Here is a 14,885-nt window from a genome sequence, read left to right as displayed (position 1 = left end):
ACGGCAGGTGATGCCACAGGAAAGGGGCGCCAGGCTTGTCGGCTTCTGTCAGGCCTTCGGACGCCCGCACACCTTACGCACTCCTGCCCGGCCGTCACCCGGTGAAGAGCTGCCTGGCCTTCAGCACCAGCTCGTAGAGCCCGTAGCAGAGCGGTGCGCCCACCCAGACCCAGGACAGGGCGACGAGCCATCGGCGGTCAGGCGGACTCGGACTGCTCTCGCTCGACATCGGCGGCCTCCCTCGGTGCGGGGATGTGGTGGCGGGTGTGGACCGGGCGCACGAACTCGTTGGCGACGAAACCGGCGAGCAGCAGGCCGATCATGATGAGGAACGAGAGGCCGTAGAGCTCGGCCCCGTGCTTGCCGGCGTCCTCCTGCCGGTCCGCGATCCAGTTCACGATCAGCGGGCCGAGGACGCCGGCCGTGGACCACGCGGTGAGCAGCCTGCCGTGGATCGCGCCGACCTGATGGGTCCCGAAGAGGTCCTTCAGATAGGCGGGGATCGTCGCGAAGCCGCCGCCGTAGAAGGAGAGGATCACCAGCGCGCAGACGATGAAGAGCGGCTTGGAGGAGTCCCCGAACCAGGCGATGAGCGCATACATGAGCGCGCCGGCCCCCAGGTAGACGCGGTAGATGTTCTTGCGGCCGATCAGGTCCGAGGTCGAGGACCAGCCGATGCGGCCCGCCATGTTGGCGGCGGAGAGCAGCGCGACGAACCCGGCCGCGGCGGAGACCGACACCGGCGCGGAGGTGTCCGCGAAGAAGTCCGAGATCATCGGCGCGGCCTTCTCCAGAATGCCGATGCCCGCGGTCACGTTGGTGCACAGGACGACCCACAGGCACCAGAACTGGGGCGTGCGCACGGCGCTCGCGGCCGTCACCTGGACGCCGTCGAGGGAGCCGGGTCCGTGCGCGACCGGCCGCTCGCCGCGCGGCGCGCGTACCAGCAGGACGCCGAGGGACATGAACACGGCGTACGTCAGCCCGTGCACCAGGAAGGCCAGCGCGATGCCGGAGGAGTCGGAGCCGAAGGACTCCAGCATCTGCGCCGACCAGGGCGAGGCGATCAGCGCGCCGCCGCCGAAGCCCATGATCGCGATGCCGGTCGCCATGCCCGGCCGGTCCGGGAACCACTTGATCAGCGTCGACACGGGCGAGATGTAGCCGATGCCGAGGCCGATCCCGCCGACGAAGCCGTACCCGAACACGATCAGCCAGTACTGCTCGGTGGCGGCGCCGAGCGAGGCGATCAGGAAGCCGGACGAGAAGCAGACGAGGGCGACGGTCATCGCCCAGCGCGGGCCGTGGCGCTCCACCAGGGTGCCGCCGAAGGCGGCGGACAGGCCGAGCATGACGATGCCGAGCTGGAAGGGCAGGGCGCTCTGCGTGCCGCTCAGGCCGAGCGCGGACTCCAGAGGCGGCTTGAAGACGCTCCAGGCATACGCCTGGCCGATGGCGAGGTGGACCGAGAGGGCGGCCGGCGGAACGAGCCAGCGGCTCCAGCCCGGCGGTGCGACAGGGGGGCTCATGATCCGGAACGATAGGAAGCGGTTGCTCCGTTGGGAACCCGGGCGACGGCAACCCGTCCGCGGTCTGCGACGAGCGGTCCTTCCGCCGCGACGAACGGTCGCCATCGCCGGACGAACGGCTTCCGGATGTTCCGTACGGGCCCGGTTCGGGGCCTCTCCCGGCCGGCCGAGACCGGCGTACGCCGGTCGCACCCCTCCTCCACGACACCACGGCGGTGATCGCGGCCCGGAACGGCACCCCCTGGTCGTACATCCATCGGCACAGCGGACCCCACGACGGCCACCGCGTGGAGAGTGGACCCGGACGGCGCCATCGGTGCGGTGCTCGCGCCCGGACGGGCCGTCGGCTGCGTGGTGCACGCCGCGACGGAGCGGCCCGCCGCCGCGTCCGGACCGTGCAGGACAATGAGACGGTGAGGGGCACCGGCACGACGGCCGGTGACCCGCGGCCACCTCCGCAGCAAGGGCCTTCCTCGGCCACCAGCACGTACAGAACCGGGGCTGATCAGGACATGGGACGAGTCACGGAACGACGCAAGGTGATCCGCATCCGGGACGGGGCCGTGAGCACCCGCCCCGACACGCTCGTCGCGGAGGAGCCGCTGGAGATCCGGCTGAACGGCAAGCCGCTCGCCATCACGATGCGCACTCCGGGCGACGACTTCGCGCTGGCGGCGGGTTTCCTGGTCAGTGAGGGGGTGCTGGGCGGTGCGGACGACCTGCAGAACATCGTGTACTGCGCCGGCGCGACCGCGGACGGCTCGAACACGTACAACGTCGTCGACGTGCGGACGGCGCCCGGCGTGGTGATCCCGGACATCACGCTGGAACGCAACGTGTACACGACGTCCTCGTGCGGCCTGTGCGGGAAGGCGAGCCTGGACGCGGTCCGTACGACGGCCCGCTTCACCATCGACGACACTCCCCCGGTGCGACTGGAGCCCGGGCTGCTCGCGAGCCTCCCGGACCGGCTCCGCGAGGCACAGCGGGTCTTCGACCGGACCGGGGGCCTGCACGCGGCGGCCCTGTTCGACGAGAGCGGTGAACTCCTCGACATCCGGGAGGACGTGGGCCGGCACAACGCCGTCGACAAGCTCGTCGGCCGGGCCCTGCAGAACGACTCGCTGCCGCTGTCCCGCGCGGTGCTGTTGGTCTCGGGCCGGGCCTCCTTCGAGCTGGCGCAGAAGGCCGTGATGGCGGGGATCCCGGTGCTGGCCGCGGTCTCGGCGCCGTCGTCGCTCGCGGTGGACCTCGCCGCCGAGACGGGGCTGACGCTGGTGGGTTTCCTGCGCGGCCCCTCCATGAACGTGTACGCGGGCGAGCACCGCATCGCCCTGCGGGCCGCGGCCACCCAGGGCTGACCGGCTCCCCGCGACACGGCGGCGGGCTCCGATCGGCGGGGAGCGCCCCTTGCGCCGAAGGGGCCGCGCCGCTGTCCGTCCGTGGACCCGCCCGGCCCCCGCCGCCGCCCGTCCGGCCTGCCGGCGCGGGCTCAACCAGCGGTGAAGTGCACCTCCGAGGAGTGCACGACCGTGCCGAGGCGCGGGAAGTCCAGACGGACGGAGGCCTCGTGCTCGGGCGCCGTGAGAGCGGCCATCGCGTCCTGGACGAAGACGAGGTCGTAGCCGAGGTCCCCGGCGGCCCGGGCGGTGGACTCCACCCCGAGGTTGGTGGCGATGCCGCCGAACACCACGGTGGTGACACCGCGCTCGCGCAGGCGTTCGTCCAGACCGGTGCCCTGGAATCCGCCGATCGTCCGCTTCACGATCTCGATGTCGCCGTCCGCCGCGAGCCCCTCGGCCAGGGAGCTGCCCGGGGGCTGCTCGGGGACGCCCGGCCGCTCCACCCGGACGAGCACGACCGGCGCGCCGACGGCCCGGAATGCACCGGCCAACCGCACGGCCGCGGACAGGACTTCCGGACCCTTGTGCGGCTCCAGAGGCAGGCCGAGGATCCGGTCCATCAGATCGACGAGGACCAGGGCGGTGCGCGCGGGGTCGAGAGCGAGACGGGGCTCGGCTTCAGGTGCGGTCATGACGGAACGTTAGCCCGCGCCCGCCGTCCGTACCGGAAATCCGGATCGACGGGTGCGTGAACTGCTGCCGCGTTCGGCCATCCGCGTACCGTCCTCGGCCCCGCCCGCCGGGCGAGCGCTCCGGCGGGGCATCCGCCCGCGCCGCGCCGATCCTCCGCCGCACGGTCCTTGTGAGGCACCGGAGCGCCCAAGTAGCGTCTGCGTCGCGAACGTTGGACGTGGGATGTCCGCGATGTCCAGATACCTGAAGGGCAGGGCCGCAGCATGCCGTCAAGTCTCCGCGCACGCCTGAGATCCACCCTCGCCACCGCGCTCACGACCGCCGCGCTCCTCGCGTCACAGAGTCCCGCCGGGGCCGAACAGAGCCCGGCGGCGGCCGGATTCGAACAGCAGGTGCTCTTCAGGGCCGCCCAGGATCCCGGCTACGCCTGCTTCCGCATCCCGGCCGTCGTGCGGACGACGAAGGGCACCCTGCTGGCCTTCGCCGAGGGGCGCGTCCTCAACTGCGGCGACGCGGCCGACATAGACATCGTGGTGAAGCGCTCCACGGACGGCGGACGCACCTGGGGCCCGCTCCGGGTCGTCACCGAGGGCGCCGGCGACACGCACGGCAACCCGGCCCCGGTGGTGGACCGCGCGACCGGCCGCATCCTCCTGGCCGAGACGTACAACACGGGCCGCGGCGACAGCGCGGGCTGCTCCGTGCCCTGCGACCGGACGCCGCATCTGCAGTACAGCGACGACGACGGTCTCACCTGGTCGCCGCCGCGCGATCTGAGCGACGAGATCCTGCCCGCCGACTGGAACTCCTGGTACGCCACCGGGCCCGTGCACGGCGTCCAGCTCACCCGCGGCAGGCACGCCGGGCGTCTGGTGTTCACCGTCAACACCGAGACCTGGAACGGCAGCCGGGTGACCGCCAACCACGCCGCGCTGGTCACCAGCGACGACGGCGGCGACCACTGGAGGATCGGCGCCCGGGACTCCTGGCCCGTCGCCGACAACGGCACCTTCCGCCAGAAGCCCTCGGAGATGACGCTCGCCGAGCGGTCCGACGGCTCCCTCCTCGTCAGCGGGCGCGAGCAGGACGGCACCGACCTCGGCCATCGCACCCAGACCGTCAGCCGGGACGGCGGGGACAGCTTCGTGACGCCCTTCCGCGCCGTCCCGGACCTCTACACACCGCAGGTCCAGGGTTCCGTGCTGCCTCTCGGCGACCGGCTGCTGCTGGCCTGTCCCGCCGACCCGGACCGCCGGCGCTCCATGATGATCCGCTCCTCGTACGACGGGGGCCGCACGTGGGAGAGCGTCGACCGCGGCACGCTCGTCACCACCGACTGGTCGGGCTACTCCGACCTGGTGCGCGTCGACGGCACCCGCGTGGGGCTGCTGTACGAGGGCGGTGCGGTCGACGCCCGCGACGAGATCCGCTTCGCGCGGTTCACCGAGGACTGGCTGACCCCGCGCCGCGGGGCGGATCCGACGACCGCCGACCGCGCTCCGCGGGCGGGGCGGGCCCTGGTCCTCGGCGGCGCCCGCACGACGGCGGGCGTGGTCGGCGGGGCGCTGGCCCTCGACGGTGCCGACGACGCCGTACGCCTGCCGTACCGGCCGCAACTGCCGCTCGGGACGCGCGACTTCACGGCATCCCTGTGGTTCCGTTACACCGCTTCCTCCGGTGAGCAGCCGCTGCTGTGGATGGGCGGGATCGGCACATCGCAGCCGCAGGTGTGGCTGCGCGGCGAACCCGCGTCCCACCGCATCACCGGGCTGATCACCGTCAGGAACGGAGCGGCGCCCCCGGCCTCCGCCTCGGTGCGCACCACGGAGGCGTACAACGACGGCGCCTGGCACCATCTCGCGCTGCGCCGCGGCGGCGGCCAGCTCACCCTGTTCGTCGACGGCGCCGCGCTCGGCACGGCGGACGTCCCGGGTTCGGTGAGCCGCAACGCGCCCTTCGGAGTGCACGTCGGCCAACGGACGGACGGCCGCGCGTACTTCACCGGCGCGATCGACGACGTCAGGGTGTACGGCCGGGCGCTGAGCGACGACGAGCTGGCCGCGGTGCGCGCGGGCGAGCCGGCCGTGACCCGGGACACCGTCGTGTGGCTGCCCATGGACCGGGTGAGCGGCGGCCGCTAACGTCCCGTCCGTGCCCGACGACGCACGAGCACGACGGCGGACGGCAGGAGGCCTCGGTGTCCTGCTGGCCCTGGTCTGCGCGGCCGTGCTGCTGACCGCTCTCCCGGACGACGACCGGGAGAGCGGCGGAGCGTGCGCGGCCCGTACGTTCACGTCGTGGCGGCCCGACCGGCGGCTCACCGACGAGTTCGCCCGGTACGGGGACGATCCGGCGCGGACCGACGACTGGACCGGCGGCGACGGCACCCACTCGCTGCGGCTGCCGGACGGCCGGGTGCTGTGGCTGTTCTCGGACACCTATCTCGGCCGGGTGCACGGCCCGCCCAACCCCGTCGGCGAGTCCTCCGCCTGGCGCGACACCTCCGCTCCCCTGGTGCGCAACTCCGCCGTGGTGGCGTCCGCCTCGGGCCGCCCGGAACGGACGCTGCCCGCCCCGCTGTTCCCCGACCCGGCGGCGGGCCGGTGGCGCTGGCCGGTGGCGGCCCGGGTCGAGCCCCGCTCCCCCGGTTCCCCCGACCGGGTGGTGCGGGTCCTGCTGTGGACCCGTACGGCGGGCACGGCGCCGTGGATCTACGGCGTGCCCACGGCCACCGAGGTCGCCACGCTCTCCCTGCCCGGCCTGCGGCTGGAGGGCGTCAGGACGGTGCTGGACCAGCAGTCCGTCCCGGACGCCTCCCGGCGCGTGCTGTTCGGGACCACGGCGCTGGACGTCGGTGACCGGACGTACGTCTTCGGCGGGAACGACGCGCAGGCCGCCGCACGGCCGGTCTCGGCGGCGTACGTCGCACGCGTGCCGCGCGGCAGCCTCGGCGAGCCGGGCGCCTGGGAGTACTGGGACGGCTCGCGGTGGGTGGCGCGGGGACGCCCGGCGCCGGTCCTCGGCGACGGACGGCGCAAGGGGGTGGGCAGCGCCTTCACGGTGGTGCGCGACGGCGGCACGTACGTCCTGTTCACGATGGCCGCCGGCGCGCGGGGCCTGACCACGGTCACCTCGTACTGGGCGTGCTCGCCGACGGGCCCGTGGCACGGGCCCGCCCGGAGTTTCCGGCCCCCGCTGCCGGCCGGCGAGGTGGCCGCGTACAACCCGCAGGCGCATCCCGCGCTGGGCGGCGACGGCCGGCTGGTCCTGAGCTACGACGTCAACTGGCTGGACGCGACGGGGGCTTCGGCGCAGGCGAACCTGAACCGGAACGTGTCCCTGTACCGGCCGCGATTCGTGACGCTGCGGATGGGGCCGCCCCGCTGACCGCCTCGGGGTCGTGGGAGCGGCGCTTGGCGATCACCGCGCAGACCATGAGCTGCATCTGGTGGAAGAGCATCAGCGGCAGCACCGCGAGGGAGGCGTGCGTGCCGAACAGGACGCTCGCCATGGGCAGCCCGGAGGCCAGGGACTTCTTGGAACCGGCGAACTGGATCGCGATCCGGTCCGCGCGGCCGAACCGCAGCGCCTTCGAGCCGTACCAGGTCAGGGCCAGCATCACGGCGAGCAGGACGGCCTCGACGGCGAGGAGTCCGGCGAGCCGCACGGCACTGACCTGGTGCCAGATGCCCTGGACCACGCCCTCGCTGAACGCGGTGTAGACGACGAGGAGGATCGAGCCGCGGTCGACGTAGCCGAGGACCTTCTTGTGGCGCGTGACGAAGCCGCCGATCCAGCGCCGCAGCAGTTGCCCGGCGAGGAACGGGACGAGCAGCTGGAGCACGATCTTCACGAGGGCGTCCCCGGAGAAGCCGCCTCCGCTGCCGCCGAGGAGCGCCGCCACGAGCAGGGGCGTGAGCACGATGCCGGCCAGCGAGGAGAAGGATCCCGCGCAGATGGCGGCGGGCACGTTGCCGCGCGCGATGGAGGTGAACGCGATCGACGACTGGATGGTCGACGGCACGAGGGTGAGGAACAGCAGGCCCTGGTAGAGCGAATGGGTCAGCAGGGCGGGCACGAGACCCCGGGCGGCGAGACCGAGCAGCGGGAACACGACGAACGTGCACACCAGCACGGTGACGTGCAGGCGCCAGTGGCGCAGCCCGTCCATCGCCTCCCGGGTGGACAGCCGCGCCCCGTACAGGAAGAAGAGGAAGGCGATCGCGGCCGTCGACGCACCCGACGCCACGTCGGCCGCCGTACCCCGCGCCGGCAGCAGGGCCGCCAGGCCCACGGTCCCGAGCAACAGCAGGATGTACGGGTCGATCGGCATCCAGCTCGGCCACTGCAGGCGTTTCACGGTGCTCCACTGCTTCGTTCGGTGCATTGTCCGGCTCGGTCGGGGCGGGCCGTCTCCATCGTCCTCCTCCGGGCCACGATCGGGAATCCGTCATACCACTCTTACTGTCATCGCGATGCGCGATAACGTGGGAGCCGTGTACGACCCCTCCCAGCTGCGTACCTTCCTGGCCGTGGCCCAGACTCTGAGCTTCACGCAGGCGGCCCGGCGGCTCGGCCTGCGGCAGTCGACGGTGAGCCAGCACGTGCGCCGCCTGGAGGACGCGGCGGGGCGCCGGCTGTTCTCGCGCGACACCCACTCCGTGGAGCTGACGGAGGACGGCGAGGCGATGCTCGGCTTCGCGCGGCGGATCCTGGAGGTGCACGAGCAGGCGACGGCGTTCTTCGCGGGGACACGGCTGCGCGGCCGGCTGCGGTTCGGCGCGTCGGAGGACTTCGTGCTCACCCGGCTGCCGGAGATCCTCGAAGGTTTCCGTCATGACCATCCCGAGGTCGATCTGGAGCTGACGGTGGAACTGTCGGGCACCCTGCACGAGCGGCTGGCCGCGGGGAAGCTCGACCTGGTGCTGGCGAAGCGCCGGCCGGAGGACCCGCGCGGCGAACTGGTCTGGCACGACGAGCTGGTCTGGGTCGGCGCGGAGCGGCTGCGGCTGGAGCCGGACCGCCCGGTCCCGCTCATCGTCTACCCGCCGCCGGGCATCACGCGCGCCCTCGCCTTCGAGGCTCTGGAGCGGCAGGGCCGCCCCTGGCGTGTGGTCTGCACGAGCGGCAGCCTGAACGGGCTGATCGCCGCGGCCCGGGCGGGCCTCGGCGTGATGGCCCACTCCAAGGGCCTCATCCCGCCCGGCCTGGTCCGGGTGTCCGACCGGTCCGGGCTCCCGGAGCTGGGCGAGGTCGACTTCGTCCTGGTCCACGGACGGCGCCGCCCGGCGGCCCAGGACGCGGCGGACGCCCTTGCGGCGGCGGTCCTCGCCGGCGGCGACCGGCTGCAGCGGGGCCGGGGGTGGCGGCGGCCCCCTAGCGCGGCGGCGGGTACGTGAGCTGCTTGACGCGGCGCAGGTAGGGCGCCGTCTCCACGTGCTGGACGCCGTCCAGCGTGCCGAGTCTGCCGCTGATGTAGGCGTACAGGCCCGCCGTGTCACGGACGACGACGGTCGCGACCAGGTTCGATGCGCCGGCGGTGGCCGCCGCGTAGGCGATCTCGTCGTGGGCGGCCAGGGCCTCGCCGACGGAGTGCAGGGCACCGGGCGCCGCCGTGATCCACAGGATGGCGGCGAGGGGCGAGCCGACGAGCTCCGGCGGGTAGTCGACGTCGATGTATACGGCCCCCGAGGCGAGCAGGGTGCCCAGCCGGCGCTTGACGGCGGACTCGGAACGGCCGGTGGCCCGCTGGAGTTCGGGGTAGGTCGCCCGCCCGTCCTGTTCGAGCACGGCCAGCAGGGCGTCGTCCTCGGGATCCAGCCGGGCGGGCCCCGGCGACGGAGGCGGCTCGGGGCGGAGCGCGGCCTCCTGGGCCGGCGACAGACCGGCGAACTTCCCCAGCCAGCCGTCGGGGCCCCCGAAGAAGCGGTGGATCAACTGGTTCGCGCGGATCTCGACGATGCTCGGGGTCCGCGGCAGCCTGCCGAGCAGCAGGTCGTCGTGGTCGCCGCGGCTGCGCGGCCGGGTCATGCAGACCACCTCGGTACCGCCGGAGGTCAGCCCGATCCAGGTGGTGTCGCGGCGTCTGGCGAGTGCGTCGGCGATCGTTCCGGCGCTGTCGGGGGTGCAGCGCAGCCGCAGCATCCACTGGTCGTGGCCCAGGAGTTCGGCGTTGCGCACCCCGACGACGCGCAGTCCGCCCTCGGCGCGGAGCCGCCGGTAGCGCCGGGCGACGGTCTGGTCGGACACCCCGAGCACGCTCCCGATCCGGCTGAACGAGGCCCGCCCGTCGAGTTCCAGAGCCCTCAGCAGGCCCAGGTCCAGGTCGTCGGCGGCGTGGGATCCCCCGGTCATCAGGCTCCTCCGTGTCGGATTCCGGCGCGAAGACGCGCGCGGCCCGCCCGATCCTGCGGGCACCACCGATCGTACGGAGGCATACGCATCCGGTTCACAGGGAGTTGAGGACATGCGTGCATGGGGGCCGCTCACGGCGGTGTGTCTGGGGACGTTCATGCTGCTGCTGGACGTGACGATCGCGATCGTCGCGCTGCCGGACATGGCACGGGCGCTGCATGCGTCGATGAGCGAACTGCAGTGGGTGATCGACGGGTACGCGCTGGCGCTGGCCGCGCTGCTGCTGGGCGTCGGGGCGGCGGCCGACGTCCTCGGCCGGCGGAAGGTGCACGTCGCCGGTGTCGTGCTGTTCGCGGTCGCCTCACTGCTGTGCGGGCTGGCGACCGGGCCGGGAATGCTGGTGGCCGCCCGGGGACTGCAGGGCGTGGGCGCGGCGGCGATGTTCGCGACGACGCTCCCGCTGCTGGGCTCCGTCTACCAGGGGCGGCAGCGGTCGGCTGCGCTCGGGGTGTGGGGCGCGGTCAGCGGCGGCGCTGCGGCGGTCGGGCCGGTGGTGGGCGGGCTGCTCACCGCCGGTCCGGGCTGGCGGTGGATCTTCTTCGTGAACCTGCCGGTGAGCGTGGCGTCGGTGTGGCTGACGCTGCGGGTGGTGCCCGAGTCGGACGGCCTGCGCGGTGCCGCGGCGCAGCGGAGGAGGCTCGCCTGGCGGGGCATCGACTGGGCGGGGACGGCGGCGTTCGCGTGCTTCGCCGCGGCGACCACGTACGCGGTGGTGCGGGCGGGTTCCGACGGCTGGACGTCGACGGTCGCGGTGGCCTCGTTCGGGCTGGCGGCGTGCGCCCTGGTCTGCTTCGTGTACGCCGAGCGCCGGGCGGCGTCCCCGCTGCTGGACCTGTCGCTGCTGCGCACGCCGGCGTTCGTGGGGGTCATGGCGGGCGCGCTCGCCTTCAACGGCGCGGCGTTCGGTGTGGTGCCGTATCTCTCGATCTGGATGCAGACGGTGCTCGGGATGGACCCCGTGCGGGCCGGGCTGACCCTGCTGCCGCTGACCGGTGCGTCGATGGTGGTCGCGATCCTGGCCGGCAAGCTGCTGCACGGGGTTCCCGTGCGGCTCACGATCGGCGGCGGCCTGCTGCTGATCGGCTCGGGCGCCTTCTGCCAGGCGGTGCTCGACGCGGGGTCGGGCTGGGCGGTGCTGGTGCCGGGTCTGGTCCTGGTCGGCATCGGCACGGGCCTCGTCTCCCCCGCACTGGCCGGTGCCGCGCTGGCCGCCGTCCCCCCGGAGCGGGCGGGCATGGCGGGCGGCGCGGTCAACACCTTCCGGCAGCTCGGCTACGCACTCGGCGTGGCGGTGTTCGGAACGGTCCTCACCGCCCGGATGCAGGACACGCTCTCGCAGGAGGAGGCGCACACGCTGGCGGGCGGCGGCGCCGGTGCCCTGCGCGGGGCCGTCCCCGGGCACACGCTGCGTGCGGCGTTCGCCTCGGGGCTCGACGGGGCGTCGGTGGCGGCGGGTGTGACGGCGGTGGCCGCCGGGGCGCTGGTCCTGGTGGCGGTGCGGACACCGCGCCCCGCCGCGGGCGCGCCCGAGTCCGCCGGCCGGAAGGCCGTGGCGCCCCGGGGATGAGGCGCCGTCCGGGCCGGTCGCGGTGGTCCGCCGCGGCCGGCCCGCCCGGTCCCGGACACGGGAACCGGGCCATTCCACATCCGACATACCGGGCACCGGCCGCCGGCATCGGGTCGTACAGATTCCGTGGAGATTACGGCACCGAAACTTACCGATCCGTAAGTAATCTGTCCGGCCCTTCCCCATGTGCGCGCATTTTCTCGACTGACCAGTGCATATGACGCGCCGCCCGCCGTCCCGGCCCCCCTCCCGTCCGGTCCGTGCGTGGGGTAGCTTTCACGGCGCTGTGCCGAGCGCCACAAGGAGCGGGTTTGCGCGAGTTCACCAACCCTCCGCTGGCGTCGCCGCCGCCGGTGGGCGGTCTGGCCGACGTTGTGTTCGACCATGCCCTGGAGGACCCGCTGCGCGTCGCCCTCGGCCGCAAGGACGAGCAGGGGCAGTGGCGTGATGTGACCGCCGCCGAGTTCCGCGACGAGGTGCTCGCCCTGGCCAAGGGCCTCCTCGCCCAGGGAGTCCGGTTCGGCGACCGCGTCGCGATCATGTGCCGGACCCGGTACGAGTGGACGCTCTTCGACTTCGCATTGTGGACGATCGGCGCGCAGGTGGTGCCCGTCTACCCGACCTCGTCCGCCGAGCAGGTCTTCTGGATGCTGCACGACGCGCAGGTCGCCGCCGTCATGGTCGAGCACGAGGACCACGCCATGACGATCGCCACCGTCGTCGACCGGCTGCCGCATCTGCACAGGCTCTGGCAGCTCGACGCGGGTGCCGTGCAGGAGCTGTACGAGGCGGGCGCGAACCTCGACGACGAGGTGGTGCACCGGCACCGGCGCGCGGTCACCCCCGAGTCGGTAGCCACCGTCATCTACACCTCGGGGACCACCGGGCGGCCGAAGGGCTGCGTGCTCTCCCACGCCAACTTCATGGTCGAGACGGACACCGTCATCGAGCGCTGGGAGCCCGTCTTCCACTCCAAGCGCGGCGACGAGGCGGCGACCCTGCTGTTCCTGCCCCTCGCGCACGTCTTCGGGCGGATGGTGCAGGTCGCCGCGGTCCGCGGCCGGGTGCGGTTCGGCCACCAGCCGCAGCTCAACGCGGCGGCCCTGCTGCCCGACCTCGCCGCCTTCCGGCCCACCTTCTTCCTCGCGGTGCCCTACATCTTCGAGAAGGTGTTCAACGCGGCCCGCCGCAAGGCCGAGAAGGAGGGCAGATCCGGCGCCTTCGAGAAGGCCGTCGAGGTCGCCGTCCGCTACGCCGACGCGATCGAGGAGAAGGCCTGGGGCATCGGCCCCGGGCCGTCCGCGGCCCTGCGGATGCAGCACCAGGTCTTCGACAAGCTCGTGTACGCCAAGGTGCGCGCGGCGATGGGCGGCCGGGTGCGGCACGCGATGTCGGGCGGCTCGGCCATGGACCGCCGGCTCGGCCTGTTCTTCGCGGGCGCGGGAGTCACCATCTACGAGGGGTACGGTCTCACCGAGTCCACGGCGGCGGCGACCGCCAACCCGCCCGAGCGCACCCGGTTCGGCACGGTCGGCCAGGCCATCCCCGGCACCACCGTGCACATCGCGGACGACGGAGAGATCTGGCTGCACGGCGGCAACGTCTTCCAGGGCTATCTGAACGACCCCAAGGCCACGGACGCCGCCCTGCACGACGGCTGGCTGGCCACCGGCGACCTCGGCTCCCTGGACGAGGACGGCTACCTCACGATCACCGGGCGCAAGAAGGAGATCCTGGTGACCTCCGGCGGCAAGAGCGTCTCGCCCGGTGTCCTGGAGGAGCGGGTGCGCGACCATCCGCTGGTCGCCCAGTGCATCGTCGTCGGCAACGACCGGCCGTACATCGCCGCGCTCGTCACCCTGGACTCGGAGGCCGTCGAGCACTGGCTGCAGATGCGCGGCAAGCAGCAGATGACCCCGTCGGAGCTGGTGCGCGACGCCGATCTGGAGACCGAGGTGCGGCGCGCGGTGGTCGCCGCCAACACGCTCGTCTCCCAGGCCGAGTCGATCCGCACCTTCCGGATACTGGCCCATCAGTTCACCGAGGAGCACGGCCTGCTGACGCCTTCGCTGAAGCTGAAGCGGAAGGCCATCGAGAAGGCGTACCTGTCCGAGGTCGAGGCGCTGTACCGGGCCTAGGGGGCCGCGTCGGCCGGGTGAATCCGGGACGCCGGTCGATTCAGGTCGCTTTTCGGCCAATATCCGGTTCTCATCGCCCATCCCCGAGCGAATTGGGCGCTCAGGAATGCATCACGCGCGGTGATCGTTGACGATGGGAGTACCACCCGACGAACTGAAGGATCGAGAGCTCGTGAGCAAGGTCCCCCCGATCATCCTGAACAACGGCGTCGAGATGCCGCAGCTGGGCTTCGGTGTCTGGCAGGTCCCGGACGACGAGGCGGAGCAGGCCGTCACCACGGCCCTGGAGGCCGGGTACCGCAGCATCGACACCGCGGCGATCTACGGCAACGAAGAGGGCACGGGCAAGGCCATCGCTTCCTCCGGCATCGCCCGTCCGGACCTCTTCGTCACCACCAAGCTCTGGAACAGCGACCAGGGGTACGACTCCACCCTGCGCGCCTTCGACACGTCCCTGGAGAAGCTCGGTCTCGACTATGTGGACCTGTACCTGATCCACTGGCCGCTGCCGTCCCGGGGCACGTCCACCGACACGTACAAGGCCTTCGAGAAGATCTACGCGGACGGCCGCGCCAAGGCCATCGGTGTCTCCAACTTCCTCCCGGAGCACCTGGACGCGCTGATCGACGCGACCTCCGTCGTCCCGGCCGTCAACCAGATCGAGCTGCACCCGCACCTGCAGCAGGGCGAATCGCGGGAGTACCACGCGCGGCACGGCATCGCCACCGAGGCCTGGTCCCCGCTCGGCCAGGGCAAGGGCCTGCTGGAGGTCCCGGCGGTCGTGGCCATCGCCCGCAAGCACGAGCGCACGCCCGCCCAGGTCGTGCTGCGCTGGCACATCCAGCTCGGCAACGTCGTGATCCCCAAGTCCGTGACGCCCTCGCGGATCAAGGAGAACATCGACGTCTTCGGCTTCGAGCTGGACGCCGAGGACATGGCGGCGATCAGCGCGCTCGACGAGGGCCGCCGGCTGGGTCCCGACCCGGCCACCTTCGACATGGTCTGAGGGACGAGGCGCACGTCCGCACCGTGCCGGGGCCGGCCGCTCGCCGCACCTCGGCGAGCGGGCACCCCCGGCAGCTCCCTGACCACGGTGGGGGGGGGGCCCCGGCGACACGCCGGGGGGCTCGCCCCCCCCGCCTCCCCGGGGACACCCCCCCTCCCGCCCGGTTCTTCTGGCCGACCGGGCGCCAAGCCCCCT

12 protein-coding genes and 1 pseudogene are annotated in these 14,885 nt (G+C 72.9%); 8 read left to right on the top strand and 5 right to left on the bottom strand.

Translation table 11 applies throughout. The annotated features are described in order from the left end of the window. Nucleotides 1-94: 94 nt before the first annotated feature. Together ACZ4NT_RS36395 and ACZ4NT_RS36390 are read right to left on the bottom strand one after the other, a co-directional pair. Nucleotides 95-229, bottom strand: coding sequence for an MFS transporter small subunit (locus ACZ4NT_RS36395; protein ID WP_467729575.1), 135 nt, complete (start codon nt 227-229; stop codon nt 95-97). Then, nucleotides 198-1,529 (bottom strand): OFA family MFS transporter, encoded by a 1,332-nt coding sequence (locus ACZ4NT_RS36390; protein WP_467729573.1) that lies wholly within the window; start codon nt 1,527-1,529, stop codon nt 198-200. Before ACZ4NT_RS36390 ends, ACZ4NT_RS36395 begins: the two co-directional genes overlap by 32 nt. 185 nt (nt 1,530-1,714) lie before the next feature. On the opposite strand from ACZ4NT_RS36390, the pseudogene ACZ4NT_RS36385 reads away from it, so the two are divergent. After that, nucleotides 1,715-1,901 (top strand): annotated as a pseudogene (locus ACZ4NT_RS36385) (oxidoreductase); the annotation flags it as partial. A 140-nt stretch (nt 1,902-2,041) separates the two neighbouring features. After that, nucleotides 2,042-2,890 carry a formate dehydrogenase accessory sulfurtransferase FdhD gene (gene fdhD, locus ACZ4NT_RS36380; RefSeq protein WP_121407091.1) on the top strand — a complete coding sequence of 283 codons (849 nt, stop codon included), beginning with the start codon at nt 2,042-2,044 and terminating at the stop codon, nt 2,888-2,890. A gap of 131 nt (nt 2,891-3,021) precedes the next feature. Here the strand turns inward: fdhD and ACZ4NT_RS36375 are convergent, their stop codons facing one another. Next, the gene (locus ACZ4NT_RS36375) at nt 3,022-3,564 is read right to left on the bottom strand and encodes an isochorismatase family protein (RefSeq protein ID WP_467729571.1); all 543 of its coding nucleotides are present in this window, start codon (nt 3,562-3,564) and stop codon (nt 3,022-3,024) included. Nucleotides 3,565-3,828: 264 nt separating this feature from the next. Between ACZ4NT_RS36375 and ACZ4NT_RS36370 the strand changes: the two genes are divergently transcribed. Together ACZ4NT_RS36370 and ACZ4NT_RS36365 are read left to right on the top strand one after the other, a co-directional pair. Further along, nucleotides 3,829-5,706, top strand: coding sequence for an exo-alpha-sialidase (locus tag ACZ4NT_RS36370; RefSeq protein ID WP_467729569.1), 1,878 nt, complete (start codon nt 3,829-3,831; stop codon nt 5,704-5,706). Nucleotides 5,707-5,716: 10 nt separating this feature from the next. After that, complete coding sequence (locus ACZ4NT_RS36365; RefSeq protein WP_467729567.1) at nt 5,717-6,952, top strand: hypothetical protein; 1,236 nt, start codon at nt 5,717-5,719, stop codon at nt 6,950-6,952. Here the strand turns inward: ACZ4NT_RS36365 and ACZ4NT_RS36360 are convergent. Then, nucleotides 6,846-7,898, bottom strand: coding sequence for a bile acid:sodium symporter family protein (locus tag ACZ4NT_RS36360; protein ID WP_467729596.1), 1,053 nt, complete (start codon nt 7,896-7,898; stop codon nt 6,846-6,848). The two genes, ACZ4NT_RS36365 and ACZ4NT_RS36360, sit on opposite strands and share 107 nt — an antisense overlap. Before the next feature lie 163 nt (nt 7,899-8,061). Between ACZ4NT_RS36360 and ACZ4NT_RS36355 the strand changes: the two genes are divergently transcribed. Further along, entirely contained in the window at nt 8,062-8,964 is a 903-nt protein-coding gene (locus tag ACZ4NT_RS36355; RefSeq protein ID WP_467729594.1) for a LysR substrate-binding domain-containing protein, read from the top strand. Here ACZ4NT_RS36355 and ACZ4NT_RS36350 read toward each other — a convergent pair. Further along, nucleotides 8,942-9,919 carry an Lrp/AsnC family transcriptional regulator gene (locus ACZ4NT_RS36350; RefSeq protein WP_467729565.1) on the bottom strand — a complete coding sequence of 326 codons (978 nt, stop codon included), beginning with the start codon at nt 9,917-9,919 and terminating at the stop codon, nt 8,942-8,944. The genes ACZ4NT_RS36355 and ACZ4NT_RS36350 overlap by 23 nt on opposite strands. Nucleotides 9,920-10,031: 112 nt before the next feature. Here ACZ4NT_RS36350 and ACZ4NT_RS36345 point away from each other — a divergent pair, with 112 nt between their 5' ends. The 3 genes from ACZ4NT_RS36345 to ACZ4NT_RS36335 all read left to right on the top strand — a co-directional run bounded on the left by ACZ4NT_RS36345 (nt 10,032) and on the right by ACZ4NT_RS36335 (nt 14,690). Next, a complete protein-coding gene (locus ACZ4NT_RS36345; RefSeq protein ID WP_467729563.1) occupies nt 10,032-11,546 on the top strand; it encodes an MFS transporter in 1,515 nt (504 codons plus the stop codon). A gap of 311 nt (nt 11,547-11,857) precedes the next feature. Continuing rightward, nucleotides 11,858-13,684 carry an AMP-dependent synthetase/ligase gene (locus ACZ4NT_RS36340; protein WP_467729561.1) on the top strand — a complete coding sequence of 609 codons (1,827 nt, stop codon included), beginning with the start codon at nt 11,858-11,860 and terminating at the stop codon, nt 13,682-13,684. 214 nt (nt 13,685-13,898) lie between these two features. Beyond that, nucleotides 13,899-14,690: an aldo/keto reductase gene (locus tag ACZ4NT_RS36335; protein WP_467729592.1), complete on the top strand. Its 792-nt coding sequence runs from the start codon at nt 13,899-13,901 to the stop codon at nt 14,688-14,690. Nucleotides 14,691-14,885 lie beyond the last annotated feature (195 nt).

Source organism: Streptomyces sp. NPDC026417, assembly GCF_055567695.1.
Note: the sequence above shows the minus strand (reverse complement) of the source record. Positions and strands in the feature narration are given on the sequence as shown.